At 70.8% G+C, this 26,381-nt stretch carries 21 protein-coding genes, 1 tRNA gene and 1 pseudogene; 11 read left to right on the forward strand and 12 right to left on the reverse strand.

Features of this window, described 5'->3' with window-relative positions; genetic code table 11:
• The first annotated feature begins 145 nt into the window (after nt 1-145).
• From ABZ128_RS15100 to ABZ128_RS15120, 5 genes are all read left to right on the forward strand, one after another.
• Nucleotides 146-2,065, forward strand: coding sequence for an ATP-binding protein (locus ABZ128_RS15100; protein WP_356848621.1), 1,920 nt, complete (start codon nt 146-148; stop codon nt 2,063-2,065).
• A 95-nt stretch (nt 2,066-2,160) separates the two neighbouring features.
• Nucleotides 2,161-2,589 carry a roadblock/LC7 domain-containing protein gene (locus ABZ128_RS15105; protein WP_356848743.1) on the forward strand — a complete coding sequence of 143 codons (429 nt, stop codon included), beginning with the start codon at nt 2,161-2,163 and terminating at the stop codon, nt 2,587-2,589.
• Nucleotides 2,589-3,002: a DUF742 domain-containing protein gene (locus ABZ128_RS15110; RefSeq protein ID WP_356848623.1), complete on the forward strand. Its 414-nt coding sequence runs from the start codon at nt 2,589-2,591 to the stop codon at nt 3,000-3,002. Before ABZ128_RS15105 ends, ABZ128_RS15110 begins: the two co-directional genes overlap by 1 nt.
• On the forward strand, nt 2,980-3,609 hold the full coding sequence (locus ABZ128_RS15115; protein WP_356848625.1) for an ATP/GTP-binding protein: 630 nt from the start codon (nt 2,980-2,982) through the stop codon (nt 3,607-3,609). The genes ABZ128_RS15110 and ABZ128_RS15115 overlap by 23 nt, the downstream gene beginning before the upstream one ends.
• Before the next feature lie 11 nt (nt 3,610-3,620).
• Complete coding sequence (locus ABZ128_RS15120) at nt 3,621-4,172, forward strand: GAF domain-containing protein (RefSeq protein WP_356848626.1); 552 nt, start codon at nt 3,621-3,623, stop codon at nt 4,170-4,172.
• Here ABZ128_RS15120 and ABZ128_RS15125 read toward each other — a convergent pair.
• Nucleotides 4,158-5,075: a transketolase gene (locus tag ABZ128_RS15125; protein WP_356848627.1), complete on the reverse strand. Its 918-nt coding sequence runs from the start codon at nt 5,073-5,075 to the stop codon at nt 4,158-4,160. The genes ABZ128_RS15120 and ABZ128_RS15125 overlap by 15 nt on opposite strands.
• A gap of 12 nt (nt 5,076-5,087) precedes the next feature.
• A complete protein-coding gene (locus ABZ128_RS15130; protein WP_356848629.1) occupies nt 5,088-5,789 on the reverse strand; it encodes a transketolase in 702 nt (233 codons plus the stop codon).
• 146 nt (nt 5,790-5,935) lie between these two features.
• Between ABZ128_RS15130 and ABZ128_RS15135 the strand changes: the two genes are divergently transcribed.
• A tRNA-Pro gene (locus tag ABZ128_RS15135) sits at nt 5,936-6,009 on the forward strand.
• A 141-nt stretch (nt 6,010-6,150) separates the two neighbouring features.
• On the opposite strand, the pseudogene ABZ128_RS15140 reads toward ABZ128_RS15135, so the two are convergent.
• A pseudogene (locus ABZ128_RS15140) lies at nt 6,151-6,388 on the reverse strand (1,4-beta-xylanase); the annotation flags it as partial.
• Between the two features lie 297 nt (nt 6,389-6,685).
• On the opposite strand from ABZ128_RS15140, the gene chvE reads away from it, so the two are divergent.
• The 3 genes from chvE to mmsB all read left to right on the forward strand — a co-directional run bounded on the left by chvE (nt 6,686) and on the right by mmsB (nt 10,678).
• Complete coding sequence (chvE, locus tag ABZ128_RS15145) at nt 6,686-7,768, forward strand: multiple monosaccharide ABC transporter substrate-binding protein (RefSeq protein WP_356848744.1); 1,083 nt, start codon at nt 6,686-6,688, stop codon at nt 7,766-7,768.
• Between the two features lie 105 nt (nt 7,769-7,873).
• Nucleotides 7,874-9,421 carry a multiple monosaccharide ABC transporter ATP-binding protein gene (mmsA, locus tag ABZ128_RS15150; protein ID WP_356848630.1) on the forward strand — a complete coding sequence of 516 codons (1,548 nt, stop codon included), beginning with the start codon at nt 7,874-7,876 and terminating at the stop codon, nt 9,419-9,421.
• Nucleotides 9,422-9,424: 3 nt separating this feature from the next.
• The gene (gene mmsB, locus ABZ128_RS15155) at nt 9,425-10,678 is read left to right on the forward strand and encodes a multiple monosaccharide ABC transporter permease (protein WP_356848631.1); all 1,254 of its coding nucleotides are present in this window, start codon (nt 9,425-9,427) and stop codon (nt 10,676-10,678) included.
• A gap of 88 nt (nt 10,679-10,766) precedes the next feature.
• Here the strand turns inward: mmsB and ABZ128_RS15160 are convergent, their stop codons facing one another.
• The 9 genes from ABZ128_RS15160 to ABZ128_RS15200 form a co-directional block, all read right to left on the reverse strand.
• Nucleotides 10,767-11,873, reverse strand: a complete 1,107-nt coding sequence (locus ABZ128_RS15160; RefSeq protein WP_356848632.1) for an aldose epimerase family protein — start codon at nt 11,871-11,873, stop codon at nt 10,767-10,769.
• Nucleotides 11,874-11,976: 103 nt separating this feature from the next.
• Nucleotides 11,977-13,488: an L-arabinose isomerase gene (araA, locus tag ABZ128_RS15165; protein WP_356848633.1), complete on the reverse strand. Its 1,512-nt coding sequence runs from the start codon at nt 13,486-13,488 to the stop codon at nt 11,977-11,979.
• A gap of 16 nt (nt 13,489-13,504) precedes the next feature.
• Entirely contained in the window at nt 13,505-14,176 is a 672-nt protein-coding gene (locus ABZ128_RS15170) for an L-ribulose-5-phosphate 4-epimerase (RefSeq protein WP_356848634.1), read from the reverse strand.
• A complete protein-coding gene (locus tag ABZ128_RS15175; protein ID WP_356848636.1) occupies nt 14,173-15,906 on the reverse strand; it encodes a ribulokinase in 1,734 nt (577 codons plus the stop codon). Before ABZ128_RS15175 ends, ABZ128_RS15170 begins: the two co-directional genes overlap by 4 nt.
• 115 nt (nt 15,907-16,021) lie before the next feature.
• Complete coding sequence (yjfF, locus tag ABZ128_RS15180) at nt 16,022-16,996, reverse strand: galactofuranose ABC transporter, permease protein YjfF (protein WP_356848637.1); 975 nt, start codon at nt 16,994-16,996, stop codon at nt 16,022-16,024.
• Nucleotides 16,993-18,039, reverse strand: coding sequence for an ABC transporter permease (locus tag ABZ128_RS15185; protein ID WP_356848639.1), 1,047 nt, complete (start codon nt 18,037-18,039; stop codon nt 16,993-16,995). The genes yjfF and ABZ128_RS15185 overlap by 4 nt, the downstream gene beginning before the upstream one ends.
• Nucleotides 18,036-19,571 carry a sugar ABC transporter ATP-binding protein gene (locus ABZ128_RS15190; protein WP_356848641.1) on the reverse strand — a complete coding sequence of 512 codons (1,536 nt, stop codon included), beginning with the start codon at nt 19,569-19,571 and terminating at the stop codon, nt 18,036-18,038. The genes ABZ128_RS15185 and ABZ128_RS15190 overlap by 4 nt, the downstream gene beginning before the upstream one ends.
• 73 nt (nt 19,572-19,644) lie before the next feature.
• The gene (locus ABZ128_RS15195) at nt 19,645-20,625 is read right to left on the reverse strand and encodes an ABC transporter substrate-binding protein (RefSeq protein WP_356848643.1); all 981 of its coding nucleotides are present in this window, start codon (nt 20,623-20,625) and stop codon (nt 19,645-19,647) included.
• A gap of 291 nt (nt 20,626-20,916) precedes the next feature.
• A complete protein-coding gene (locus ABZ128_RS15200; RefSeq protein WP_356848746.1) occupies nt 20,917-21,906 on the reverse strand; it encodes a LacI family DNA-binding transcriptional regulator in 990 nt (329 codons plus the stop codon).
• Nucleotides 21,907-22,569: 663 nt separating this feature from the next.
• On the opposite strand from ABZ128_RS15200, the gene ABZ128_RS15205 reads away from it, so the two are divergent.
• Nucleotides 22,570-25,218 carry an RICIN domain-containing protein gene (locus tag ABZ128_RS15205; RefSeq protein ID WP_356848644.1) on the forward strand — a complete coding sequence of 883 codons (2,649 nt, stop codon included), beginning with the start codon at nt 22,570-22,572 and terminating at the stop codon, nt 25,216-25,218.
• Between the two features lie 224 nt (nt 25,219-25,442).
• Nucleotides 25,443-26,315, forward strand: coding sequence for an expansin EXLX1 family cellulose-binding protein (locus ABZ128_RS15210; protein ID WP_356848646.1), 873 nt, complete (start codon nt 25,443-25,445; stop codon nt 26,313-26,315).
• Nucleotides 26,316-26,381 lie beyond the last annotated feature (66 nt).

The raw sequence follows: 26,381 nt of genomic DNA on the forward strand, positions 1-26,381 counted from the left end.
GAGCGGGAAGCCGCCCGGTGAAGTTCCCCAACTCGCCGTCAGGGGCGGGAGAGTGCGGTCTAGCGTGGGTATCCGGTGATCAACACCGTGATCCACACCGGGCCCCGGAACCGCTGGGGGCCCGGGCCCCACGTAGAGGACGTCGATGTCCGGACTCCGCGCCGCCCGCCACGCCCCGTCGAGACACGCCGTCACCGGTCCCGGCCGGCAGATACGGCCCCAGCTGGTCCGCGCCGCCGTCCTGCCCACGCTCGCGGCGGGCCTCAGCGGCGCGGCCGCGGTCATCTTCACCCTGCAGCTCGGCGGGGGAGCGGGCGAACGCGACGCCCGCCTGTGGCCCGTGCTCACCGGGTGCGGACTGCTCGTCCTCGGTGCCCTGGCGGCGGCCCTGCTCGGCGCTCAGCGCTCCGCCAAGGCCGTCCGCGACCGCTGCGAGGCCCTGCGCCGCTCCAGCGTGCGCGGCCGCCAGGAACTGCGCACCGCAGCCGAGCGGTTGGAGCGTGGGGAGCCCCCGGCCCGCCCGGTCCGCGGCGGCCCGACCGGACCACCGCCGGGCACCGACCCGGAACGGGTGGACGAGTTCTGGCTGCTCTCCCAGGAGCTGCGCGGCGCCCGGGAACAGGCGCAGGCCACGCTCGTACGGCTGGCGGCCCCGATGACGCCGACCGACAACGACCGCAAGGTCGAGGTCTTCGTCAACCTCGCCCGCCGCCTCCAGTCCCTCGTGCACCGGGAGATCTCGCTGCTCGACGAGCTGGAGGACACGGTCGAGGACCCGGACCTGCTCAAGGAGCTCTTCCACGTCGACCACCTCGCCACCCGGATCCGCCGCCACGCCGAGAACCTGGCCGTACTGGGCGGCGCGGCCTCCCGGCGCCAGTGGACCCGGCCCATCGAACTGAGCGAGGTACTGCGCTCCTCGGTCGCGGAGGTCGAGCAGTACACCCGGGTCAAGGTCGTGCCCCCGACTGGCGGGACCGTGCGCGGGCACGCCGTGGCCGACGTGGTGCACCTGCTGGCCGAACTGATCGAGAACGCCACGGTGTTCTCCGCCCCCGACACCGACGTGGTGGTGCGGGCCGAGCGGGTCACCGCCGGGATCGCCGTGGAGGTGGAGGACCGCGGCCTGGGCCTGCCCGCCGCGGAGCAGCACCGGATGAACGCGCTGCTGGTCGACCCCGACCAGATCAGCGTCCGCCACCTGCTGGCGGACGGCCGGATCGGCCTGTACGTGGTCTCGGCGCTGGCGCGGCGGCACGGGATCGCCGTCGAGCTGAAGTCCAACATCTACGGCGGCGTGCTGGCCGTGCTCGTACTGCCCCGGGAACTGCTCGGCGCGGAGGCGTCCGGCGCCGCCGATGCGCAGGGGGGCTCCCGGGCCACCTCGTGGGGGACCGGGCAGGGGCAGACGGTGGTCCCGCCGCTGGAGCCGGTACGGGTGGGCATGCCGCGCCGGGAGCGCCCGGAGCCGGAAGCCCCGCCCGTGTGGCCGGAGCCACCGGTGACGCGGTCGGCCCCCGGGACGGTCCGGGTACCTGAGCCGATGCCCGCCCCGGAGCCGGCCCCGGAGCCGGTCCCGCCCGTCCCGGAGCCGGCCCCCGCGGCCGCGACCCGCCCGGTGCACCCGGTCCCTCCCACCCTGCCGACGCCGACCTGGGCGGCGGGCGGGCCGCCGGCGGACGTCCGGCCGGGCGTCCGCCCCGGTCCGCGGCCGGAGCCAGTGGGGCCGGCCGGTGCCGAGCCGGGGCTCGACCTGGGGCTGGACCTCGGCCTCGGGACCGGCGTGGCCACCGGCCTCCCGGAGCCGACGGACCCGGGACCCGTACCCGTACCCCGGCCGGCAGCCGTATCCGTTCCGGTGTCCGCGTCCGTGCCGGCCGCCCGTACGGACCCGGACCGGCCGCCCCTGCCCCGGCGCCGGGCCCAGGAGAACCTCGTCCCGCAGCTGCGGGACGCCCCCGCCCCGCGCCGGGCGGACGCACCGGAGCAACCCGTGCACGATCCGGGCCTGATGGCCGCCTTCCAACGGGGCTACGGCCTCGCCCAGTCGGAGAACCAGACATGATCCCGACCCCCGCCCCCGCCCCCGCCCCCGCCCCGACCCCCGCCCCGACCCCCACCCCCGCCCCGACCCCCGACCCCGGCAAGGAGCGCACCCCCATGGGCGGCGAAGCGGCGACCCAGACCCGCCGGCTCTCGGACCTCGACTGGCTGCTCGGCGGCCTCGTCCAGCGCGTCCCCTACACCCGCAGCGCGGTGCTCCTCACCGCCGACGGCCTCGTCACCTGCCTGCACGGCCTCGACAACGACAGCGCCGATCACCTTGCGGCCCTGGCGTCCGGGCTGTACTCCCTCGGGCGCAGCGCCGGATCCCGGTTCGGCGACGGCGCGGAGGTCCGGCAGGTGGTGGTCGAGCTCGACACGGCCCTCGTCTTCGTGACCGCCGCCGGATCGGGCACCTGCCTGGCGGTCCTCGCCGACCGGGAGGCCGACGCGGGCGTCCTCGGCTACGAGATGGCGATGCTGGTCAAGAGCGTCCGCCCGTACCTGGCGGCTCCGCCGCGCCGTCCCGCCGGCGCCGCGGAGTGATGCGGGCCCGCGCCACGCACGGCGCCGGGTCCCCGCGGGACACGCCGTGGCTCGACGACTCGGCGGGGCGGGTGATGCGCCCGTACACCGCCAGCGGCGGGCGGACCCGGCCCGCCGTGGCGCTCGACCTGCTGTCGCTGGTGACGGCCACCGGCGTACGCCCGCGCGGGCCGCTGGGCGCGGAACACGCCCTCGCGCTCCGGCTGTGCGCGGGCGCGGCGGCCGTGACGGTGGCCGAGCTGGCGGGGCAGCTGCGGCTGCCCGCGGTGGTGGTGAAGGTGCTGCTGTCCGACCTGGTGGAACACGGGGCGGTCACGGCGCAGGCGCCGCGGTTCCCGGGCGGCGGGCCCCTCGCCGCCGCCGACCACAACCTGCTGCGGGCGGTGCTCGATGGCCTACGCCGACGACTGTGAGGCGCGCGGCGCCCTACTGCCCACCACGCTGAAGATCCTGGTCGCGGGCGGCTTCGGCGCGGGCAAGACCACCTTCGTGGGCGCCGTGAGCGAGATCGAACCGCTGCGCACCGAGGAGCTGCTCAGCGGGCTGAGCGAGACGGCCGACACGCTGGAGGGGGTGGAGACGAAGACGGCCACGACCGTCGCGCTGGACTTCGGCCGGATCACCCTGGACGAGCGGCACGTCCTCTACCTCTTCGGGACCCCCGGCCAGGAGCGCTTCTGGTTCCTGTGGGAGGAGCTGTGCGTGGGCGCGCTCGGTGCGGTGGTGCTCGCCGACACCCGCCGGCTCGCCGACTGCTTCCCGGCCGTGGACTTCTTCGAGCGACGCGGCATCGGATTCATCGTCGCCGTCAACGAGTTCGACGACGGCCACCGCTACGGCGCCGACGAGGTCCGCGAGGCGGTGGGGCTGGATCCCGAGGTGCCCGTCGTACGGTGCGACGCGCGGCTGCCGAGCTCCGGCACGGGGACACTGGCCGCCCTCGTCCACCACCTGCTCTTCACGGCGGCATCTGCCAGGCCGGCCCCATCGTCCAAGCAGGCTTATTTCTCGGATCATTGAGGGGGAACACCATGGCGTACTACGAGTCGACCGGGCACCTGCTGCTCACGCCGGTGGACCGGGAGGCGCCCGCGCGCGCCGTCCGGCTGCGGGAACTGGGCCTGGGGGAGCGGGTGGACGCGGAGATGGACGCCTTCGCGCGGCAGGTCGCCGACGTGCTGGCCGCCCCGTACGCGGGCGTCAACTTCGTCGGCGAGGAACGCCAGTTCTTCGCCGGGCTGCACCACGCCCCGGACGCCCCCGCGAGCGGCTACCCCGCGCGCGTCCTGCCGCGGGACCACGGCTACTGCCCGCACGTGGTGGTGCGGCGCCGTGCGCTGGTGCTGGAGGACGTACGCGACTTCGCGCGCTTCGCGGGCAACGCGGTGGTCGACGAGAGTGGGATCCGCACGTACGTCGGCGCACCGCTCACCGACCGGCAGGGGATCGTGCTGGGCACCGTGTGCGCGGCCGACGGGGAACCGCGCCGCTGGGGAACCCAGGGGCTGGCCACCGCCAAATCGCTCGCGGCGGAGCTGATGGAGATCATCCACGCCCGCGAGGAGACCTTACGGGCGGGCTGAACCCGGCCGGTGCAGGAAGGCGCCGATCCGCTCGCGCAGGGAGCGCGGGTCCAGACCGTGGGCAGCGGTGTGCTCGTCGATGGTGCCGTAGCGGCGCAGTTCCGCGCGGCCGACGCCGAGGCCGAGGACGCGGTGCGGGGTGTCGGTGAGGGCCCGGGCGGCGGCGGTGGTGGAGGTGCCGGCGAGGTACGGCTCGACGAGCACCACGTCGCTCGTCGCCCGGCCGACGGCCGCGCGCAGGGCCGCGTCGTCGAAGGGCCGTACCGTCGTCGCGTACAGGACGGTCACGTCCAGCCCCTCCGTGGCGGCGAGCACGTGGTCGAGCAGCGGGCCGACGGCGACGACCACGCCCGCGGCCCCCTCCCGCACGGTCCGCCAGCCCAGCCCCGTCACCGGGTGCGCAGCGGCGTTCGACTGCTGGGAGAGGCGCACGTAGACCCGGTCGTCCCCGGCGGCGTACGCGTGCCGCAGCAGGGCCTCCGCCTCGTCGGGGTGTCCCGGGACGTGGACCGTCCAGCCGTCCAGGGTGTCCAGCAGGGCCACGTCGCCCGGCGCCATATGGGTGAAACCGCCCGCCGGCCAGTCGTAGCCGGCGCTCGCGCTGACCAGGACCCCGCCGGTGCCCTGGTGCCCGAAGTCCAGCTTGACCTGCTCGAACGGCCGCTCCACCAGAAAACTGGCGAAGGTGTGCAGGACCGGACGCAGGCCGGTCAGCGCCAGCCCGCCGCCCACGCCGACCAGCAGCTGTTCGCGGATGCCGACATTGATCACCCGCTCCGGGTGGCGCTGCTGCGCGGGCCGGAAGCCGTCCATGGTGATCTCGGCGAGCACGAGCGCCAGCCGCGGGTCCTCGTCGAGCAGCTCCGACGTGACCGAAACGAACCGTTCCCGCATGGTGTCCATGGGTGCTCCCCCTCAGGCCTTCTTCTCGACGCGGGCGACGACCGCGTGCGGCCGGCCCGGATGTGGTGTGGTGAAGGCGGCGTGCAGGGCCGCGTGGTCCCGCCCGTCCACGGTCACCGCCGACCAGCCGGCCGCCTCGAAGCGGGAGGCGATCCCGCCGCGCCAGCCGTGGGTCGCGGAGTCGTTGTCGATCACCACGGTGTGCAGCCGTTCCAGCCCGGCGGAGCCGGCGTACGCGAGGGCCTCGTGGTTGCTGCCCTCGTCGAGCTCGGCGTCTCCGATGAGCACCCACACGGCGGGCCCGTCCAGCCCCTGGGCCCGCAGCCCGAGCGCGGTCCCGACGGCGAGCGGCAGCCCGTGCCCGAGCGAGCCGCTGCCGATCTCGACCCCGGGGACCAGGGTCCGGTCGGGGTGGTGCCCGAGGGGCGAGGCGTAGGAGCCGAAGCCGCCGAGCCAGTCGACGGGGAAGAAGCCCTTGGCGGCCAGTACGGCGTAGTACGCCATCGGCCCGTGCCCCTTGGACAGCAGGAACCGGTCCCGCTCGGCGTCCTCGGCGCTCCCGGGCCCGACGCGCAGCACCCGGTCGTAGAGCACCCACAGCACGTCGAGCGTGGAGGTGGCGGCGGGCCCGTGCTTCTCGGCCCCGGTCATGAGCGCCATGAGGCGGCCCAGATCCTTGTAGCGGAACCCGGTGTCCGCGGTTGCCTGTGACATGAGTGGATCATGCAACCTCAAGTCCACTTGAGGTCAAGAGCCGCCCGACGGCCCACCCGATCAAAAGGTGCGCGCGACCACCCCGGGAAGTGCGGTATTGTTCTCGTGCGCGTTCGGCCAAGGGGAAACCCCAGGTCAGCGGGCATCGGGACGTGGCGCAGCTTGGTAGCGCACTTGACTGGGGGTCAAGGGGTCGCAGGTTCAAATCCTGTCGTCCCGACTCGAAAGAGTCGCAGATCAGGGGCCGTTTTGGAGCAATCCAAAACGGCCCCTTGATCGCTTTTGGGGGATTGGTCGGGGAGCAGGGCGGTCAGGGCCGGTCAGGTTGCGGTGACGGCCGTGACTGGCGGCGAACGAGGTGATCACGTACCCCCTTCGTGCCGATTGTGGAGCGCAGGATCGGTGCTCCGCCGTTGAGATCGTTCCAGTGGAAGCCGTCCGTGCTGTGTCCGAGGTGCATCTGCTGACCGGCTGCCCCTTGCCCGGTGAGTGCAACATCAGGTGGCCCGGGTCGGCGGCGGCGCCGCCCGGTCCGGTGTGATCAAGGCTTGGGATGTGAAGAGCGGGCAGCTACGCCGCAACAGGTTGTTAACGTTCACATTTGGGGGTCAAGGCCCCGTCGTCGACCGTCCCGCGCTATATCCAAAGGTGATCTCTGGGCCCTTGACGCGGTTTCTGTGAGCGTTAACACTCATGTAACGCCAGCCCAGAGCGGCACCCACCGGGGCCTCAGCGGGGTCACTCACCCCGCCGCCCGGTCGGCAGTACCGACCCCGAACGAACCCGGCCCCCTCCACCCCGGGCCGGTGCCCGACCCCGCTCGACCCGATCCGAGGCCCCCGCCGAGGTCGCGGCGATCGCGGCATACCACTGGAGGAATAGTGCGCAAGGTTTCGATGGGCCTCGCTGCTGCGGGCCTCACATTGGCCCTGACGGCCTGCGGCCAGAGCGCCAACGGTGTGGGCGACGGTGCAGGCGGCGGTAACGCCAAGGGTGGCCTCGTCGGCATCGCGATGCCCACCAAGTCGTCGGAGCGCTGGATCGGCGACGGCGACAACATGGTCAAGCAGTTCCAGGCCAAGGGCTACAAGACCGACCTGCAGTACGGCGACAACGTCGTCGAGAACCAGGTCTCGCAGATCGAAAACATGATCACGAAGGGCGCCAAGCTGCTGGTGGTGGCCGCCATCGACGGCTCCTCGCTCACGAACGTCCTCCAGAAGGCCTCCGATGCCAAGATCCCGGTGATCTCGTACGACCGCCTGATCCGCGGCACCGGGAACGTCGACTACTACGCGACCTTCGACAACTTCAAGGTCGGTGTCCTGCAGGGCAGTTACATCGTCGACAAGCTGGGTCTCGCGAGCGGCAAGGGCCCGTTCAACATCGAGCTGTTCGCCGGCTCGCCGGACGACAACAACGCCACCTTCTTCTTCCAGGGCGCGATGAGCGTGCTCCAGCCGTACATCGACCAGAAGAAACTGGTCGTCCAGAGCGGTCAGACCAGCCTCAGCCAGGTCGGCACGCTGCGCTGGGACGGCGGTGTCGCACAATCCCGGATGGACAACCTGCTGAGCAAGTCGTACACATCGGCCGGCGTCGACGCGGTGCTCTCGCCCTACGACGGCATCTCCATCGGAATCCTGTCCTCCCTCAAGGGCGTCGGCTACGGCAGCCCGGGCAAGGCCCTGCCGATCGTCACCGGCCAGGACGCCGAGCTGGCCTCGGTGAAGTCCGTCATCGCGGGCGAGCAGACCCAGACCGTCTACAAGGACACCCGCGAACTGGCCAAGGTAGCGGTGCAGATGGGCGACGCCCTGCTCACCGGCGGCAAGCCCGAGGTCAACGACACCAAGCAGTACGACAACGGTGTCAAGGTCGTCCCGGCGTACCTGCTGCAGCCGGTCAGCGTCGACAAGGAGAACTACCAGAAGGTGCTGGTCGACGGCGGGCAGTACACCGCCGACCAGCTCAAGTAGCCAGGGGCCCCACGCAGGGCCGCACCAGAGCCGGGCGCGTACGGGCGGGGCAGTCGACCTGACAGGCCCCCGCCCGAACCGCCCCTGTCGAACGGATGCACCACCATGGCCGGACCCGTCCTTGAGATGCGTTCGATCAGCAAGTCCTTCCCCGGTGTCCAAGCGCTCTCCGGCGTCACCCTGAGCGTCGCCCCTGGCGAGGTCCACGCCGTCTGCGGTGAGAACGGCGCCGGAAAGTCCACCCTGATGAAGGTGCTCAGCGGGGTCCACCCGCACGGCTCCTACGAGGGCGAGATCCTTCTCCAGGGCGAGTCCTGCGCCTTCAAGGACATCCGGGCCAGCGAACAGCGCGGCATCGTGATCATCCACCAGGAACTCGCCCTGGTGCCGTACCTCTCCATCGCGGAGAACATCTTCCTCGGCAACGAGCACGCCACCCGGGGCATCATCAGCTGGAGGACAACGCTCACCCACGCCAAGTCGCTCCTGCGGCGGGTCGGGCTGGACGAGAGCCCGCACACCCGGATCGCCGACCTCGGCGTGGGCAAGCAGCAGCTGATCGAGATCGCCAAGGCGCTCGCCAAGGAGGTCAAGCTGCTGATCCTGGACGAGCCCACGGCCGCCCTGAACGGCGAGGACAGCCGCAAGCTGCTCGACCTCATCCTGGAACTCAAGGCCCAGGGCATCTCCTGCATCCTCATCTCGCACAAGCTGGGCGAGATCGCCCAGGTCGCCGACTCCGTCACGATCCTGCGCGACGGCCGGACCATCGAGACCATCGCGGTCGGGGCCGAGGGCATCTCCGAGGACCGGATCATCCGGGGCATGGTCGGCCGCGATCTGGAGCACCGCTACCCCGAGCGCACCCCCGAGCTGGGCGCGGTCGCCTTCGCCGTCGAGGACTGGACCGTCCACCACCCGATCGACCATCAGCGCAAGGTCGTCGACGGTGTGTCGCTCGAAGTGCGGCGCGGCGAGATCGTCGGTATCGCCGGCCTGATGGGTGCGGGCCGCACCGAGCTCGCGATGAGCGTCTTCGGCCGCTCGTACGGGCGCTGTACCGGAGGCCGGGTGCTGCTGGACGGCGAGGAGATCCGCACGCGCACCGTCCCGGAGTCGATCGGTCACGGCATCGCGTACGTCACCGAGGACCGCAAGCAGCTCGGGCTGAACTTGAAGGACGACATCAGTCGCAACATCTCGCTGAGCGCGCTCGGCAAGGTCTCCCGGCGCGGGTGGGTGAACGAGCACGAGGAGACCCGGGTCGCGGAGTCCTTTCGCAAGACCATGAACATCAAGGCCTCTTCGGTGTTCGCGGAGACCGGGAAGCTCAGCGGCGGCAACCAGCAGAAGGTCGTCCTCAGCAAGTGGATCTTCTCCGAGCCGGACGTACTGATCCTCGACGAACCCACCCGGGGCATCGACATCGGCGCCAAGGCCGAGATCTACACCGTCATCGCCGAACTCGCGGCCCAGGGCAAGGCGGTGCTGATCATCTCCTCCGAACTCCCCGAGCTGCTCGGCATGTGCGACCGCATCTACGCGATGGCCGAGGGCCGGCTCACCGGTGTGGTGGACCGCGCGGACGCGACCCAGGAATCACTCATGCGCCTCATGACCGTGAGCGCTGCGACCGAGAACGAGCAGGTGTAAGGCATGGCCCAGGCAGAGACCACGGACACCCCGGGCACCACGGACCTCAAGACGGCCCCGCCCGTCCAGCCCGGCGGCGGTGGCGGCATCGGCCCCCTGCTGGTGCGGGCGCTGCGCGGCAACATACGCCAGTACGGCATGCTGGTCGCGCTGGCGCTGATCGTCGTGGTGTTCCAGATCTGGACCGACGGCATCCTGCTCCAGCCCCTCAACGTCACCAATCTGATCCAGCAGAACAGCTACATCCTGATCCTGGCCATCGGCATGATGATCGTGATCATCGCCGGTCACATCGACCTCTCGGTCGGTTCGCTGGCCGCCTTCGTCGGCGCCGCCGCGGCCGTCATGATGGTCAAGCACGACGTGCCGTGGCCGCTCGCACTGACCGCCGCCCTGCTGATCGGCGCAGCCGCCGGTGCCTGGCAGGGGTTCTGGATCGCGTACGTCGGCATCCCGTCCTTCATCGTCACGCTGGCCGGCATGCTGCTGTTCCGCGGCGGGACGCAGATCCTGCTGCACGGCCAGTCGGTGGCTCCCTTCCCCAAGGGCTTCCAGGAGATCAGCAGCGGCTTCCTGCCGGAGGTCGGCCCGCAGACCGACTACCACAACCTCACTCTGCTGCTGGGGCTCGTCGTGCTCGTGGTGGCGGTCCTCCAGGAGGTCCGCGGCCGACGGCAGGCCGCCCGCTACGGCCTCGACCTGCTCCCGCTCGGCCTCTTCCTGGCCAAGCTGGGCGCCATCGGCGCCGCGGTACTGGTGTTCACCCTGCTGCTGGCGAGCTACCACGGCTTCCCGATCGTGCTGCTGGTCCTCGGCGTGCTGCTGGTCGCCTTCGGCTACCTGATGCGCAACTCCATCCTGGGCCGCCACACCTACGCGATCGGCGGCAACGAGGCCGCGGCGAAGCTGTCGGGCGTCAAGAGCAAGCGCGTCGTCTTCCTCGCCTTCGTCAACATGGGGGTGCTGGCCGCCCTGGCCGGCATGGTCTTCGCGGCGCGTCTCAACGCGGGTACGCCGCAGGCCGGTGTCAACTTCGAACTGGAGGCGATCGCCGCCGCGTTCATCGGTGGCGCCTCGGCTTCCGGCGGCGTCGGCACGGTGCTCGGCGCCCTCATCGGCGGCCTGGTGCTCGGCGTGCTCAACAACGGTATGTCGCTGGTCGGTATCGGCACCGACTACCAGCAGGTCATCAAGGGCCTGGTGCTGCTGGCCGCGGTCGGTTTCGACGTCTACAACAAGCGCAAGGCCGGCTTCTGAAACCCGTTCCGCCCCGGCCCGGCCGCATCCCCGCGGGGGTGTGCGGCCGGACCCGGTCGTCACGGCCGCAGAAGGGGGCGCCGCCGGGTCAGCCGGGGTCCACCGAGAACCGGTAGACGGTGGTCGAGCGGTACTCCTCCCCCGGGCGCAGGACGGTGGAGGGGCAGCATGGGCGGTGCGGGGAGTCGGGGAAGTGCTGGGTTTCCAGCGCGATCCCGGCGAAGGCCGGGTACGGTGCGCCGCCCGGGCCTGTGAGCGAGCCGTCGAAGAGGTTTCCGGTGTAGATCTGCAGGCCGGGCTCGGTGGTCAGGCACTCCAGCCGCCGCCCGCTCGCCGGGTGCCGCAGCACCGCTACCGGCCGCGGGCCGTCTCCCTCGCACGGACGGAGCACCCAGTTGTGGTCGAATCCGCCGCCCGCCAGCCGCAGCTGGGGGTGGTCGGCCGTGATCCGTTCAGCGAGCAGGCGGGGCTCGGTGAGGTCGAACGGGGAGCCCTCGACCGGGAAGTGCGGGCCGTACGGGATCAACTCCCCGTCCACCGGCGTGTACTGGTCCGCGTCGACCTGCAGCAGGTGGTCGAGGATGGTGCCTCTGCCCTCGCCGGCCAGGTTGAAGTAGGCGTGGTTCGTCAGGTTGACCACCGTGGGCGCGTCGGTGGTGGCCTCGTACGCGAGTGTGAGCGAACCCGCACGGTCCAGCAGACAGGTCACATGGACGGTGAGTGCACCGGGGAAGCCCTGGTCGCCGTCCGGGCTGTGCAGCGTGAAGCGGACGCCGACGCGGCTCGGCTCACGCACCTCTGTGGCGTCCCAGATGCGCGCGTCGAAGCCTTCGGGGCCGCCGTGCAGCGTGTGGCCGTTTCCCTGGGTCCGCAGCCGGTGGACGGCGCCCTCGACGGGCAGTTCGCCGCCCGCGATCCGGTTCGCGTAGCGGCCGACCGTTGCCCCGAAGTACTTCGCCTCGCCGAGCATGTCCGCCACGCTCACGCCGCCCAGCACGATGTTGGCGCGGTGCCCGTCCCGGTCCGGTGCGTACAGCGCCTGGAGCCGGGCGCCGAGGGTGAGCACCTCCGCCATGACGGCGTCCTCGGAGCCGAAGGCGTAGCGGTCGACGACCCGCCCGTCCGGGAGGGTCGCGTACGGCTCGCGGCGGATCGTCAGGGAACCGTCGTCGGGGCGGGTGGGCGCATCGGGCATGGCTGTTCGTCACTCCGATCGGGGGAGGGGGCCGGGGTCGGGAGGACCGAAAGGGCGGCGGCTCCCGAGCCGTGGCCCGGGAGGCCCCCGCCCGCCGTCTGCGTCAGAAGCCCTGGGCCAGGCGGTGGTAGGCCTGGTTCCAGCGGATCTCTTCGGTGAACCGGCGGATCGTGGTGTCCGCGTCGATGACCAGCAGCTCGGTGGCGAGGATGTCGGCGAGGTCGCCCAGCTCCTCGGTCCCGATGGCGCTGGACAGCACGGTGTGGTGGGGCGCGCCGGCGGTCAGCCACGCCTCGGTCGAGGTGCGCAGGTTCGGGCGCGGCTGCCAGACGGCGCGCGCGACGGGGAGGTTCGGCAGCGGTTCGAGGGGCTCGACCACGTCGATCTCGTTGGCGACCAGGCGGAACCGGTCGCCCATGTCGGCCAGCCCGACCACGACGGCGGGACCGGTCCGGGCGTCGAAGACGAGGCGGACCGGGTCCTCGCGGCCCCCGATGCCCAAGGGGTGGATCTCGCAGGACGGCACGTCCGATGCGATGGTCGGGCAGACCTCCAGCATGTGCGCGCCGAGGATCAACTCCCGCCCAGGCTCCAGGTGGTAGGTGTAGTCCTCCATGAAGGAGGTGCCGCCCTGCCGCCCGGTGGACATCACTTTGAGCGTGCGCAGCAGGACGGAGGTCTTCCAGTCGCCCTCGCCGCCGAATCCGTAGCCGTCGGCCATCAGCCGCTGCACCGCCAGGCCGGGCAGCTGGCGCAGGCCGCCGAGGTCTTCGAAGTTGGTGGTGAAGGCGTGGAAGCCGCCGTCCGTCAGGAATCCGCGCAGGCCGAGTTCGATCCGGGCAGCGTAGCGCAGTGAGTCGTGCCGGTCCCCGTCCGCGCGGAGTTCGGGCGCGAGGCGGTAGGTGTCCTCGTACTCCTTGACCAGTTCGGTCACGCGGGCGTCGGTGGCCGCGTCGACGGCTGCGACCAGGTCGTTGACGCCGTACGTGTTGACCGAGACGCCGAAGCGGAGTTGGGCCTCGACCTTGTCGCCCTCGGTCACGGCGACGTCGCGCATGTTGTCGCCGAATCGCGCCAGCTTGAGGCTCTGCAGCTCGGAGCGGCCTGCCGCGGCCCGGGCCCAGGAGGCGATCCTGGCAGTGACCGAGGGGTCGCTGACGTGTCCGGCGACGGTCTTGCGTGCGACGCCGAGCCGGGACTGGATGAAGCCGAACTCGCGGTCCCCGTGGGCCGCTTGGTTCAGGTTCATGAAGTCCATGTCGATCGACGCCCAGGGCAGTGCGGCATCGGCCTGGGTGTGCAGGTGGAGCAACGGCTTGCGCAGGGCGTCCAGGCCCGCGATCCACATCTTCGCCGGGGAGAAGGTGTGCATCCAGGCGATGAGGCCGATGCAGGTGTCGTCTGCGTTGGCGTCCAGGCAGACTCGCCGGATCGCGCCGGCGTCGGTGAGTACGGGCTTCCAGACGATGTTCACCGGGATGCCGGAGTCACCGAGTGCGTCGGAGATCCGGCGGGACTGCTCGGCGACCTGACGCAGGGTGTCGTCGCCGTACAGCCCTTGGCTGCCGGTCAGGAACCAGACTTCGCGGCCCTGGATTGCCTTCTGTGCCTTCATGGGGGCGTGGGTCTCCTTAGCGGGCAGCGGGCTGCTGGCCGTACGCGTTCTGGTAGCGGTGGTTGAGGCGGTCGATGTCGCCCTGCGCGATCGGCAGGGGTTCGCCGAGCTGGCGGGAAATGTGGACGGTGCGGGCGACGTCCTCGCACATCACGGCGGCCTTGACGGCGGCCTTGGCGTCCTTGCCGATGGTGAAGACGCCGTGGCTCTTCATCAGGACGGCCGGCGAGCGGTGGCCCCGGAGGGTCTCGACGATGCCCCGGCCGATGGAGTCGTCCCCGATCAGCGCGAAGGGGCCGACGGGGATCTCGGCGCCGAACTCGTCGGCCATGGCGGTCAGTACGCAGGGCACGGCCTCTCCGCGCGCGGCCCAGGCGCTCGCGTACGTCGAGTGGGTGTGCACCACTGCGCCGACCGCGGGCATGTGGCGGTAGACGTAGGCGTGCGCGGCGGTGTCCGAGGACGGGGACTGGTCGCCCTCGACGACCTTGCCGTCCAGGTCGCAGAGGATCATGTTCCGGGGCGTCAGCTCGTCGTACGAGACGCCGCTCGGCTTGATGACCATCAGGTCCTCGCCGGGGACGCGGGCGGAGACGTTGCCGGCCGTCCAGACGACGAGGCCGTAGCGGACCAGCTCCTGGTGGAGGTCACTGAGCTGGCGGCGCAGCAGATCGATCGGGGAACTCATGGTCGGACCTCGCTCTTCTGGGCGGCCGGGGTGGCCTCGGGGTCGGTGCGCGGAGCGGTGAGCGCCGCGTTGCGGATGGCGCGGAGGCGGTGGAGGAGCTTGTCGGGGCCGGTGCCGAAGTGGTCGTGCAGGGTTCGGTACTCGGCGTAGAGGCGGTCGTAGGCATCGGCGCGCGCATTGTCCGGTTGGTGGACTCCGCGGCGTACGCGGCCCATGGCGGCGGCCGCGGTGCGTACGTCCGGGTGCGCCCCGGCGGCGACGGCGGCGTGGATGGCGGAGCCGAGGGCGGGGCCCTGGGCGGACTCGGCGAGGGAGACGGGCCGGCGCAGCACATCGGCGTAGATCTGCATGAGCAGGGGGTTCTTCTTCAGCCCGCCGGTCACGATGAACTCGGTTACGGGGACGCCGCCCTGCTCCAGGGCGTCGATGATGGTGCGGGTGCCGAAGGCGGTGGCCTCCAGCAGGGCGCGGTAGATCTCCTCGGGGCGGGTGGCCAGGGTGAGGCCGACGATGACGCCGGAGAGGTGGTGGTCGACGAGGGTGGAGCGGTTTCCGTTCATCCAGTCGAGGGCGACCAGGCCGTGGCCGCCGACGGGCTGGTCGGCGATCTTGCGGGACAGCAGTTGGTGCAGGTCCTCGCCGGTGGCTTCGGCCTCTGCGCGGTAGTGGGTCGGCACGCCTTGGCGCAGCCACCAGGCGAAGATATCGCCGACCGCGCTCTGCCCGGCCTCGTAGCCGTAGGCGCCCTCCACGATGCCGCCGTCGACGACTCCGCAGATTCCGGGGACGTCGGCGAGGGCGGGGCCGTTGACGACGTGGCAGGTGGAGGTGCCCATGATGGCGAGCAGCCGGCCGTTCTCGACGGCCTGGGCGGCAGGGGCCGCGACATGGGCGTCGACGTTGCCGGTGGCGACGGCGATGCCCTCGGGCAGCCCGGTCCAGGCGGCGGCTTCGGCGGTGAGGGAGCCGGCCCGGGATCCCAGCGGCGACAGGGGATGCTCCAGCCGGGTGCGCGCGAAGTCGGCGAAATCGGGGTGCAGGGCGGCGAGGTAGTCCTCGCTGGGGTAGTGGCCGTCCTGGTGGATTCCCTTGTATCCCGCCGTGCAGGTGTTGCGGGTTTCGACGCCTGCGAGCTGCCAGACGATCCAGTCCGCGGCCTCGATCCAGCGCTCGGTGGCGGCGTAGGTGTCCGGGTCCTCCTCAAGTACCTGGAGCGCCTTGGCATACTGCCATTCGGCGGAGATCTTGCCGCCGTAGCGGGAGATCCACTTCTCGGCGCGCAGGTGGGCGAGGTGGGTGATGCGGTCGGCCTGGCTCTGGGCCGCGTGGTGCTTCCAGAGCTTGGGCCAGGCGTGCGGGCGAACGCCCAGCGCGGTCTCGGCGAGCGGGGTGCCGTCGGCCCGTACGGGGAGGACGGTGCAGGCGGTGAAGTCGGTGGCGATGCCGATGACGGCGGCCGGGTCGATGCCGCTCGCGGCCACTGCGGCGGGGACGGCGGTGCGCAGCACCTCGCGCCAGTCCTCGGGGTGCTGGAGGGCCCAGTCGGGCGGCAGGGGCCGGCCGGTGGTGGGGAGTTCACGCTCGATGACGCCGTGCGGGTACACGTGGACGGCGGAGCCGACCTCCTCGCCGTCGCGGACGCGGACCACCACGGCCCGGCCGGAGAGAGTGCCGAAGTCGACACCCACGACATGGCTCTCCGCGGTCTGGAGGGGAGGGGTCACGGTCACTTCACATCCTTCGTACGGAGCCCCGAGAGGGCGCAGCGATGCCGCCGGGGCATCGTCCGGGGGATTGTTGGCGCTGATAATCGGTCCGTCACGGCCGGGCTCGCTTTAATGCCGATCAGACCTCGCGACGGCCGGCGATCAGGCGCTGGAGCAGGATGAAGACGAACAGCAGGCCGCCGACCACGATCCTGGTCCACCACGAGCTGAGCGTGCCCTGGAAGCTGATGACGGTCTGGATCAGGCCCAGCACGAGCACCCCCAGCGCGGTCCCCAGCAGGTATCCGGAGCCTCCGGTCAGGAGCGTCCCGCCGATCACCACGGCCGCAATCGCGTCCAGCTCCAGTCCCACCGCGTGGAGCCCGTAGCCGGAGAGCATGTAGAAGGTCAGCAATACTCCGCCGAGCGCCGAGCAGAAGCCGCTGACGGCGTACACGGCCATCTTCGTCCGCCCGGCCGGGAGCCCCATCAGCCGGGCCGACTGCTCGCTGCCGCCCAGCGCGTACACGTTCCGGCCCAGCCGTGTGTAGTGCAGGACCACGAATGCGATCACCAGCACACCTACCGCGATCAGAACACTCGGCGAGACGAACAGGCCGCCGGGCAGGGGGATCCGGGTCTGGGCGAAGGCCGTATAGGCAGGGTCGGTGAGGGAGATCGAGTCGATGCTGATCGTGTAGCAGAGGCCACGGGCCAGGAACATGCCGGCGAGCGTCACGATGAACGGTTGGATCTCGAAGGAGTGGATCACCCATCCCATCCCGAGCCCGGCGCCCGTCCCCACCGCCAGGACCAGCGGGATCACCAGCAACGGCGGCCAGCCGTGCTGTTCCACCAGCCAGGCGGAGACCATCGTCGACAGTGCGACCATCGCGCCGACCGACAGGTCGATCCCTCCGGTCAGCACCACGAAGGTCATCCCGACGGCGACCACCAGCAGGAAAGCGTTGTCGATGAGCAGGTTGAGCAGCACCTGCCCGGAGAAGAATCCGTCGTACTGGACGGATCCGGCACCGAACATCGATATCAGCAGGGCCGATGTGACCAGCAGCGGGATGTACGCGCGGCCACGCGCTGCCGTGATCGCGCTCATGCCCCCACCTCCGTGTTCTCTGTCGTCAGCGGACGCGGCCTCGTGCCGCGCCCGGTCCGGGCCCTTCGGCGCGCGGCCTTGGCCCGGAAGGCGGGTGACTGGATCAGGCAGACTGCGATCACCACGACGGCTTTGAAGACCAGGGTGGTCTCCGGCGGGATGCCGATGGTGTAGACGGTGGTGGACAGGGTCTGGATGATCAGCGCACCGATCACCGTGCCGCCGAGCGAGAACCGCCCGCCGGTCAGCGCGGTGCCGCCGACCACCACGGCGAGGATGGCGTCCAGCTCGATCCAGAGCCCGGCGTTGTTGCCGTCCGCACTGGAGACGTTCGAGCTGATCATGAGCCCGGCGAGCGCGGCGCACAGCGCGCTGAAGACGTACACCAGGCATATCAGGCCCATCGCCCGGATGCCGACCAGGCGGCTGGCGACCGGGTTGCCGCCGACCGACTCCAGCAGCAGCCCGAGCGCCGTACGCCGGGTCAGCAGCGACGTCAGCAGCACCACCACGACCGCGAGCAGGATCGCGAACGGCATGGTGAGCCAGTAGCCGCCGCCGATCAGCTTGTAGGGCTCGCTGGTGACGGTGACGATCTGGCCGTCCGTCACCAGCTGGGCGACACCGCGTCCGGCCACCATCAGGATGAGGGTGGCGATGATCGGCTGGACACCGACCCCCGCCACCAGTACGCCGTTGATCAGCCCCAGGACGAGGGCCACCGCCAGGGCGATGGCGACGGCGCCGAACACCGTGCCCGGGCTTGCCGGGTCGGCCGCGCCGCTGATGTGCAGGCAGGCCAGCGCGCCCGCGATGGCGACGGTGGAGCCGACCGAGAGGTCGATGCCGCTGGTCGCGATGACCAGCGTCATGCCCAGCGCCACCAGGATCAGCGGAGCGCCGAAGTGGAGGATGTCGATCAGGCTCCCGTACAGGTGCCCGTCCTTGACCCGGATCGCCAGGAAGTCCGGGGTGAACAGCACGTTGGCCAGCAGCAGGGCCGCGAGCACGGTGGCGGGCCAGAAGAGGCGGTGCTTGGTCATGACCGGGCTCCGCTCGCGATCGTCGCCATGATGTGCTCGGGAGTGAGCGATCCGTCGTTCGGCAGCTCGGCGACCAGCCGGCGGTCCCGCAGCACGCCCACCCGGTGGCTGAGCCGCAGAACTTCCTCCAGCTCGGCCGAGATGAACAGCACTGACATGCCGTCCCGGGCCAGCGCGGCCACCAACTTCTGGATTTCGGCCTTGGCGCCGATGTCGATGCCCCGGGTCGGCTCGTCGAGGATCAAGAGCTTGGGGTCGGTGATCAGCCAGCGGGCCAGCAGTACCTTCTGCTGGTTGCCGCCGCTGAGATGTCGCACCAGCGCCTCGGGGTTGTCCGGGCGGATGTCCAGTGACCGGATCCAGCGCAGCGCGATCTCGTCCTGCTTGGATCGGGAGAGCGGACGCGTCCAGCCGCGGGCCGCCTGCAAGGCCAGGATGATGTTCTCGCGTACCGTCAACTCCGCCACCAGACCCTCGTTCTTGCGGTCCTCCGAGCAGAAGGCGATCCCGTACGAGATCGCGGCGCGCGGCGTGCGCAGCGCGACGGTGGCGTCCTCGATCCGCACCGAGCCCTGGGAACTGCGGTCGGCACCGAACAGCAGGCGGGCCGCCTCGGTTCGCCCTGACCCCAACAGCCCGGCAAAGCCGACGACTTCACCGGCCCGGAGGGTGAGGTCGTACGGCTCGATCGCGCCGGTGCGACCCAGGCCGTCGGCGCTCAGGAACGGCGTGGTTCCGGCTTCGGCGACGGGATCGTGACGACTGGTGCCCGACAGCTTCTCCAGGCTCGAAAGTTCGCCGCCGATCATGCGGGCGACCAGTTCGACCTGGCTCAACTCACTGATCGGGTACTCACCCTCCAGCTTGCCGTTGCGCAGGATGGTCATCCGGTCGCAGATCTCGTAGATCTGGTCCAGGAAGTGCGAGACGAACAGGATCGCCACGCCCTGATCTCGCAACCGGCGTATCACCGTGAACAGTTGCTCCACCTCGTCGCGGTCCAGGCTGGAGGTCGGCTCGTCCAGGATCAGCACCTTGGCCGAGACGTCCACCGCCCGGACGATCGCGACCAGTTGCCGGACCGCGATCGAGTAACTGCCCAGTGGGGCGGTGACGTCGATGTCCAGGTCGAGGCCGGCGACCAGCTCTGCGGCGCGGCGACGGAGGGCCGACCAGTGGATGAGTCCGAGGCGGCGCGGTTCACGGCCGATGAGGATGTTCTCCGCGACCGACAGGTTCGGGCAGAGGTTGACCTCCTGGTACACCGTGCTGATCCCGGCCTGCTGCGCCTGCAGCGGGCCGGGGATGTGCACGGGCCGGCCGCTCAGCATGACCTCGCCGCCGTCCGACGCGTAGACGCCGGTGAGCACCTTGATCAGCGTGGACTTGCCGGCGCCGTTCTCACCCATCAGGGCGTGCACCTCGCCGGGGAAGAGCCGGAAGTCGACCCCGTCCAGCGCCACAACGCCCGGGAACTCCTTGCGGATCCCCTGTACTTCCAGGACCGGGTGCTGTGCACGGTGCGCAGGCATCCGCCCCTCCTCTCGTGGTCGCGGCCGGGGGCCGGCCGGGTCGGATCCGGGCAGCCCCCGGTCACCGGGCCGGTCAGTACTGGCGGGTCGGCAGGGCGGCCGCGGCCTGGTCCTGGGTGAAGACGCCCTCTTCGGTCTTGATCCGGCGCGGCACCTGTTCCCCGGCCTTGACCTTCTTGATCAGGTCCATCAGCTGGTCGCCCAGGAGGGGGTTGCACTCGACGAGGACGTTGATCTTGCCCTGGCTCATCGCGGTGAAGGCGTCCTTGACACCGTCGACCGAAATGATCTTGATGTCGGTGCCGGGCTTCTTGCCGGCTTCCTCGATGGCCTGGATGGCGCCGAGTGCCATGTCGTCGTTGTGCGCGTAGAGCACGTCGATCTTCGGCTGGGACTTCAGGAAGGCCTGCATGACCTCCTTGCCCTTGGCGCGTGTGAAGTCACCGGTCTGGGAGGCCGTGATCTTGAACTTGGGGTCCGCCTTGATGACGTCGGCGAATCCCGATTTGCGGTCGTTGGCCGGGGCCGAGCCGGTGGTGCCCTGCAGCTCCACGATGTTCACCGGGTCGCTCTTGCCCTGGTACTCCTTCACCAGCCAGTCGCCGGCCTTCTTGCCTTCCTCGACGAAGTCGGAGCCGAGGAAGGTGGTGTAGAGCGACTCATCCTTGGAGTCCACCGCGCGGTCCGTCAGCACGACCGGGATGTGCGCGGCCTTGGCCTCCTTGAGCACGGTGTCCCAGCCCGATTCGACCACCGGCGAGAAGGCGATGACGTCCACCTTCTGCTGGATGAACGAGCGGATGGCCTTGATCTGGTTCTCCTGCTTCTGCTGGGCGTCGGAGAACTTCAGCGTGATCCCGGCCTTCTTGGCCGCATCCTGTACGGACTTGGTGTTGGCGGTGCGCCACCCGCTCTCCGCGCCGACCTGGGAGAAGCCCACGGTGAGCGGCCCTCCGGAGCCCTTGTCGCCGGCAGAGCCGCCGCCGGAACCGCAAGCGGACAGAACGGCGACCATCGTGCCGGCGACCAGGGCCGCCGCAGCTCTCTTGGACATCGTGGGATTCCTCTCGATGGAGTGGGGAGGCCGCTCTCGGCGCGGACGGATCGACCGAGGGCCGATGGACCAGGCAGGCCGACCGGCGCGGGAGGCGGTGGAAACACCGTCGGGGGCGGTGGGCGCCTGCTGCGGCGTTGGTGCAGGCGGTGGTGCGGTCCGTGCCGTCCGTGTGAACGGGATGTAGCGGTGCCGTTCCGCTTGAGTGAGATTGTTAACGCTCACAATTCCCGGGACAAGGGGGCCGCCATGCCGTTACCCAATCTTGACCAGGCCTCCGCGGGCTGCCGGCTATCGACGCGCCACCGGGCCGGCACTGCGCCGCAGCACCATCTCCGGCGAGATCAGCACGTGGCTGCGGGCGTGGCCGACGCCGGTCAGCTCCTCCACCAGCAGCTCAAGGGCGCGGCGTCCCAGTTCACCGAAGTCCTGACGCACGGTGGTCAGCGGTGGGGCGAAGTAAGCGGCTTCGGGAATGTCATCGAACCCGACCACGCTGATGTCCCCCGGAATCGCCCGTCCCGCCTCATGGAACGCGCGCAGCAGGCCGAGGGCCATGTGGTCGTTGGCGCAGAAGACCGCCGTGACCAGAGGATCCTCGGCGATCCGTAGTCCGGCCTCGTACCCGGACCTCGCGCTCCAGTCGCCGCTCTGTACCGGTGGCACCTCCGCGCCGGCGGCCTGGAGGGCCTTGCGCCAGCCGTCCTGTCGGGTCTTGGTCTCCAGCCAGCCGGACGGGCCGGCGACGTGGTGGACCGTGGCGTGCCCGAGGTCGAGCAGGTGCCGGGTGGCTGCCAGCGCGCCCGACTCGTTGTCGACGGCGACCATCGGCACTCGGGACTGGCTGCCCGAGCCGACCGCGACCACCGGCACCGCGCTGGACAGCTTCGCCACCGCGCTCACCGCCGAGATCTGCGGCGCGATGACGACGATGCCCTCCACGCCCTGGTCGCGGAGCCGGTCCACCGCCTCCTGTACAGAGCGGCTGTCCAGCGAACGCAGGCTGGCGACGCTGACGAAGTACCCCGCACTGCGCGCGGCCTGCTCGATCCCGTCCAGCATCGAGGCGGGCCCGTAGAGTGCGCTGCCGAAACTGACCACCCCCAGGGTCTGGGAGCGGCGGGTGACCAGCGCGCGGGCTGCCGAGTTGGGACGGTAGTCCAGCTCCCGGATGGCGGCGAGTACCCGGTCCCGGGTGTCGGGCCGGACGTGCGGGGCACCGTTCAGTACCCGTGACACGGTCTGGTGGGACACGCCGGCGACCCGCGCCACATCCGCCATCACGGGCTGGCGGGACTCCGGCTCGGTGCTTGCAGTTCCCACTCAAGGCCCCCTCATCGGTCGTACCAGTGCGGATCGCAGCCGCTCAGTGCCTACGAGTGACGGCGCTCGGCGGTTGGACCGCTCTCGGGATCCGGCCGATGGCGCAGGGCTTCGCAGACCTTACGACTGTCTCATGAGTGCTCACGAGAGTGTATTTGTTCGCGATCACATGGCCTGTGCAGCTTGCGGGTCCGCGCAACGTCCTTCGCCTCCGTAGTCCCGGCCCGCTTCGCAACGTCGCCGCGCTCTCCGACCCCGCCTTCGCCTCCCGCTGCATTCCGTTCTCGGCGACTCCGGCAGGACCGCCCTGCTCGATCTGCGAGCCGCAACCGAGCGGCTCTCACGCAGCCTCCCCCAGGAGACCTGGCAGTCCATATGGCGGCCTGCAGTTCGACCAAGAGGGTTAACGGAGAGTATCTGATCAGTAACAGCGCGGCACCGGCCGCGGCGCCGGCCCGGTCCCGGACTGCGGCGGGCGGCAACCTTCTCCGGAGCGGCGGCAACTGACGGGCACACCAGAAGGCGATCACACCCACGACGCCCGATCTCCCGCCGTATGCCGCCGCACACCGCTGACCTCAGCGGTTGTACGGGGCAGGGCCGAAGCAAGGAGTAGCCCCCATGAACGAGACGGATCCCACGGCGGACGGCCGCAGCCGGCGCAAGGCCGCGGCTGGTGGCGAGCGGCGTATGCGGGGGCGCCACCGCCGGCGCGGGATAACGATCGGCCTGATGCTGGGCGTGCCCGGAGTCCTCGGCCCGTACCTGCTGTTCGTGCAGGCCGATTCGAACGCCGCGACGGTGGATGCCGACGCCTACTACACGCTGACCTCTGTCCGCAGCGACAAGGTGCTCGACGTGCCGGGGGCGGACACGTCGGACGGCGTCTGGATACGGCAGGCGAGCCGCGTGGCAGGTGCCGCGAGTCAGCAGTGGCGGCTGAGGCAGGCGGGGGACGGCTACTACGAGGTGGAGAACCGCAGCAGCCACAAGGTCCTCGGAGTGCGCGGCGCTTCCAAGGAGTCCGCGGCGGCCGTCGAGCAGCAGACCGACCACAGTTCCGCCACGCAGCAGTGGAAGATGCAGGACGTGGGCGATGGGGCGGTGAAGTTCGTCTCCCGGAGCAACGGCATGGTGCTGGACGTGTGGGGCGGCTCCACCGCCGAGGGGGTGCCGCTCATCCAGTACGCCGACCGGGGCAGCACCAACCAGCAGTGGAAGCTGGTGAAGGCGGCCGGCTCGGGCAGGTACAGCTGGCACAACGCGCAGATCGTCGGTGGCGGGTTCGTCACCGGGCTGGTCTTCAACCCCGCCCGCAAGGACCTGCTGTACGCCCGGACCGACATCGGCGGTGCCTACCGCTGGGACGCGACCGCCGCCCAGTGGACCTCGTTGACCGACTGGATCGGTGGCTCCGACTGGAACCTGCTCGGGATCGAGAGCCTCGCGACCGACCCCGTCGACCCGAACCGCCTGTACCTCGCGAGCGGCACCTACACCAACGACTGGGCGGGCAACGGCGCGATCCTCCGCTCCACCGACCAGGGCAAGACGTTCCAGCGCACCGACCTGCCGTTCAAACTGGGCGGCAACGAGGACGGCCGGTCCATGGGCGAGCGGCTGGTGGTGGACCCCGCCAACCACGGCACGCTCTACCTGGGCACCCGCAAGAACGGGCTCTGGCGCAGCACCGACTACGGCGTGACCTGGAGCCAGGTCGCCGCCTTCCCCGTCAAGGACGGTGCGAGCAGCGGCGTCGGCCTGTCCTTCGTGACCTTCGGCCCGGTCGGCAGCCGGACGATCTACGTCGGGGTGGCCGACAAGACCACCTCGCTGTACCGCTCCACCGACGGCGGCAGCAGCTGGCAGGCCGTGTCCGGCCAGCCCACAGGGCAGCTGCCGCAGCACGGTGTGCTGTCCGGTGACGGCTCGCTGTATCTGACGTACACCAATGCCCCGGGCCCGAACGGAGTGACGGCCGGCTCCGTGTGGAAGTACACGCCGTCCACCGGGGCCTGGAAGAACATTTCACCGTCCAGTGGTGGTTACGGCTTCGCCGGGCTGGCTGTCGATCCGCAGCGCCCGTCCACGGTGATGGTCACCACAATGGACCGCTGGTGGCCCTCGGACGAGGTGTACCGGTCGACCGACGGCGGCGCCTCCTGGAAGGCGCTCGGCGCGTCCTCGGTGCGGGACAACTCCGCTGCGCCGTACGTCGGCACGGGCATCGGGCACTGGATGGGCGCGCTGGCCATCAACCCCTTCGACTCCGGGCACGTGCTGTACGGCACCGGGTCGGGGATATGGGGCAGCAACGACGTGACCGCGGCGGACAAGGGGGGTGCCACGCACTGGACGGTCCCGGCCAAGGGGCTGGAGGAGACCGCGGTCCTCGGGCTGATCAAGCCCCCGGGCCTCCCGTTGATCAGTGCGCTCGGCGATGTCAGCGGATTCCGGCACGAGGACCTGACCAAGGCACCCGCCAAAGCACTCTCCGGACCGCTGTTCACCAACACCACCGGCATCGACTTCGCCCAGGCGAAGCCGGGGTTCGTGGTCCGGGTCGGTCTCGGTGGCGAGCAGCACGGCGCCTATTCGACCGACGGCGGGGCCGGCTGGACGCCGTTCGCCGGGGAACCCGTGCGCGGAGCGGGCGGCGGGGCCGTGGCGGTCTCGGCGGACGGCGCCGCCGTCGTCTGGACGCCCGCGGGCCAGAGGCCGTTCCACTCGGCGAACCGCGGCGCGACCTGGACGGCCGCCTCCGGTTTGCCCGCGGACTCGGCCGTGGTGGCCGACCGTTCGTCGGCGAACACGTTCTACGCCCTCAAGGGCGGCACCTTGTACGCCAGCGCCGATGGCGGCAAGAGCTTCACCGCCCGGGCCACCGGCCTGGGTGACGGACAGCTCAAGGCGGTCCCGGGCATCGCCGGTGACCTGTGGATCACAGGTGGAAGCAACGGACTCCTGCATTCCACCAACGGCGGGGCGAGCTTCGACAAGCTCGCCGGCGTGCAGCAGGCGTACGGTGTCGGCTTCGGCAAGCCCGCCCCGGGCGCCACCTGCCAGGCTCTCTACCTCAGCGGGACGCTGAAGGGCGTCACCGGGGTGTTCCGCTCCATCGACGGCGGTTCGACCTGGGTCCGGATCAACGACGACCAGCACCAGTTCGGCGGGAGCGTCATCTCCGTCATCATCGGCGACCCGGACGTGTACGGCCGGGTCTACCTGGGCGGCTACGGCCGTGGCGTGGTGTACGGCGACGTGTCCTGATCGCCCCGGACCCGGGGCGGGCGGTCGTGCGCGGCGCCCGCCCCGGTCTCGGCGACATCGGCACCGGACCGGAGCGGCAACCTTTTCGCCTTCGGTGACCACTGAGAAGTGCGACGTCGACTCGATCTACCGAACGGATGGGCATGAGGACAACGAAACACGGTGCTCCGCGGCCGCGGCCGCGGAGCAGACGCGGGGCGGCCGCCGGCATCCCGTTGGCGGTGATGGCCGTCGGTGCGCTGGCCTGCCTGGCCCTCACGCTCCTCCCCGGGAGCCGGTCCGGTGCCGGGCTTCCCACCGAAGCATCCGTAGCGGCTGCCCCAGCGAACGCACCGTCCAGTTCCGCGTCGCCGGCAGCAGAGGCCGGCGCCGCGACCGCATCGACGCAGCCGACGGTCACGAGCCCGCCCCCGCCGTCAGCCGCCGGTGTCCCGACGCCCTCGGCCTCCAGCCCGGCACGCACGGAGTCGCCGGCCTCTTCGGCGGGACGGATCAAGCCCTCGGTCAGCTACCAGGGAGTCGCGACTTCCTATGCCGCGGGTGACGGCAATGGTGCCTGTCTGTACGGACCGTCCGGTGATCTCATGATCGCGGCGATGAACCACACCGACTACGAGTCGGCCAAAGCGTGCGGGGCGTACGTGCGGGTCCGCGCCGCCAACGGGAACTCCATCACGGTGCGGATCGTCAACGAGTGCCCCCTGCCCTGCGCACCGGGGCAACTCGACCTCAGCCAACAGGCCTTCGCCAAGCTCGCGAACCCCTCACTAGGCCGGATCCCGATCACCTGGACGCTGCTGAGCCCAGCCGCACCCGACACGCTCTCCATCCGGTACAAGACCGGGTCCAGCCGCTCTTGGTGCGGCGTCCAGGTGATCGGGCATCGGAACCCGGTGGCGGTGCTCGAACTCCGGACCGCCGGCGGCTGGCGGAAGCTGCCCCGCACCGACTACAACTACTTCCTCTCCACCGACGGCAGCGGATGCGGCGGAGCGATCAGGGTCACCGACCTCTACGGAGAACGACTGACCGTTGAGGGGATCGCACTGAAGCCGGACGTCGCGCAACAGACCCGCGTCCAGTTCGCCCGGCATTGACCGTGCCGTCCACCCACCGTCACGGCTCTGCCCCCGCGGTCGGCCACTGTCCGGCCGCGGTGACGG

Source organism: Streptomyces sp. NPDC006326 (genome assembly GCF_040612915.1).
Classification (GTDB): domain Bacteria; phylum Actinomycetota; class Actinomycetes; order Streptomycetales; family Streptomycetaceae; genus Streptomyces.

Coding starts and splice junctions, on each gene's coding strand:
- ABZ128_RS15205 (WP_356848644.1), top strand. CDS start 22,570: ATGAACGAGACGGATCCCACGGCGGACGGCCGCAGCCGGCGCAAGGCC.
- ABZ128_RS15100 (WP_356848621.1), top strand. CDS start 146: ATGTCCGGACTCCGCGCCGCCCGCCACGCCCCGTCGAGACACGCCGTC.
- mmsB (WP_356848631.1), top strand. CDS start 9,425: ATGGCCCAGGCAGAGACCACGGACACCCCGGGCACCACGGACCTCAAG.
- ABZ128_RS15125 (WP_356848627.1), bottom strand. CDS start 5,075: ATGGACACCATGCGGGAACGGTTCGTTTCGGTCACGTCGGAGCTGCTC.
- ABZ128_RS15210 (WP_356848646.1), top strand. CDS start 25,443: ATGGCCGTCGGTGCGCTGGCCTGCCTGGCCCTCACGCTCCTCCCCGGG.
- ABZ128_RS15195 (WP_356848643.1), bottom strand. CDS start 20,625: ATGTCCAAGAGAGCTGCGGCGGCCCTGGTCGCCGGCACGATGGTCGCC.
- ABZ128_RS15105 (WP_356848743.1), top strand. CDS start 2,161: ATGGGCGGCGAAGCGGCGACCCAGACCCGCCGGCTCTCGGACCTCGAC.
- ABZ128_RS15200 (WP_356848746.1), bottom strand. CDS start 21,906: ATGGCGGATGTGGCGCGGGTCGCCGGCGTGTCCCACCAGACCGTGTCA.
- ABZ128_RS15185 (WP_356848639.1), bottom strand. CDS start 18,039: ATGACCAAGCACCGCCTCTTCTGGCCCGCCACCGTGCTCGCGGCCCTG.
- ABZ128_RS15115 (WP_356848625.1), top strand. CDS start 2,980: ATGGCCTACGCCGACGACTGTGAGGCGCGCGGCGCCCTACTGCCCACC.
- ABZ128_RS15170 (WP_356848634.1), bottom strand. CDS start 14,176: ATGAGTTCCCCGATCGATCTGCTGCGCCGCCAGCTCAGTGACCTCCAC.
- ABZ128_RS15160 (WP_356848632.1), bottom strand. CDS start 11,873: ATGCCCGATGCGCCCACCCGCCCCGACGACGGTTCCCTGACGATCCGC.
- ABZ128_RS15120 (WP_356848626.1), top strand. CDS start 3,621: ATGGCGTACTACGAGTCGACCGGGCACCTGCTGCTCACGCCGGTGGAC.
- chvE (WP_356848744.1), top strand. CDS start 6,686: ATGGGCCTCGCTGCTGCGGGCCTCACATTGGCCCTGACGGCCTGCGGC.
- ABZ128_RS15130 (WP_356848629.1), bottom strand. CDS start 5,789: ATGTCACAGGCAACCGCGGACACCGGGTTCCGCTACAAGGATCTGGGC.
- araA (WP_356848633.1), bottom strand. CDS start 13,488: ATGAAGGCACAGAAGGCAATCCAGGGCCGCGAAGTCTGGTTCCTGACC.
- ABZ128_RS15110 (WP_356848623.1), top strand. CDS start 2,589: ATGCGGGCCCGCGCCACGCACGGCGCCGGGTCCCCGCGGGACACGCCG.
- yjfF (WP_356848637.1), bottom strand. CDS start 16,996: ATGAGCGCGATCACGGCAGCGCGTGGCCGCGCGTACATCCCGCTGCTG.
- mmsA (WP_356848630.1), top strand. CDS start 7,874: ATGGCCGGACCCGTCCTTGAGATGCGTTCGATCAGCAAGTCCTTCCCC.
- ABZ128_RS15190 (WP_356848641.1), bottom strand. CDS start 19,571: ATGCCTGCGCACCGTGCACAGCACCCGGTCCTGGAAGTACAGGGGATC.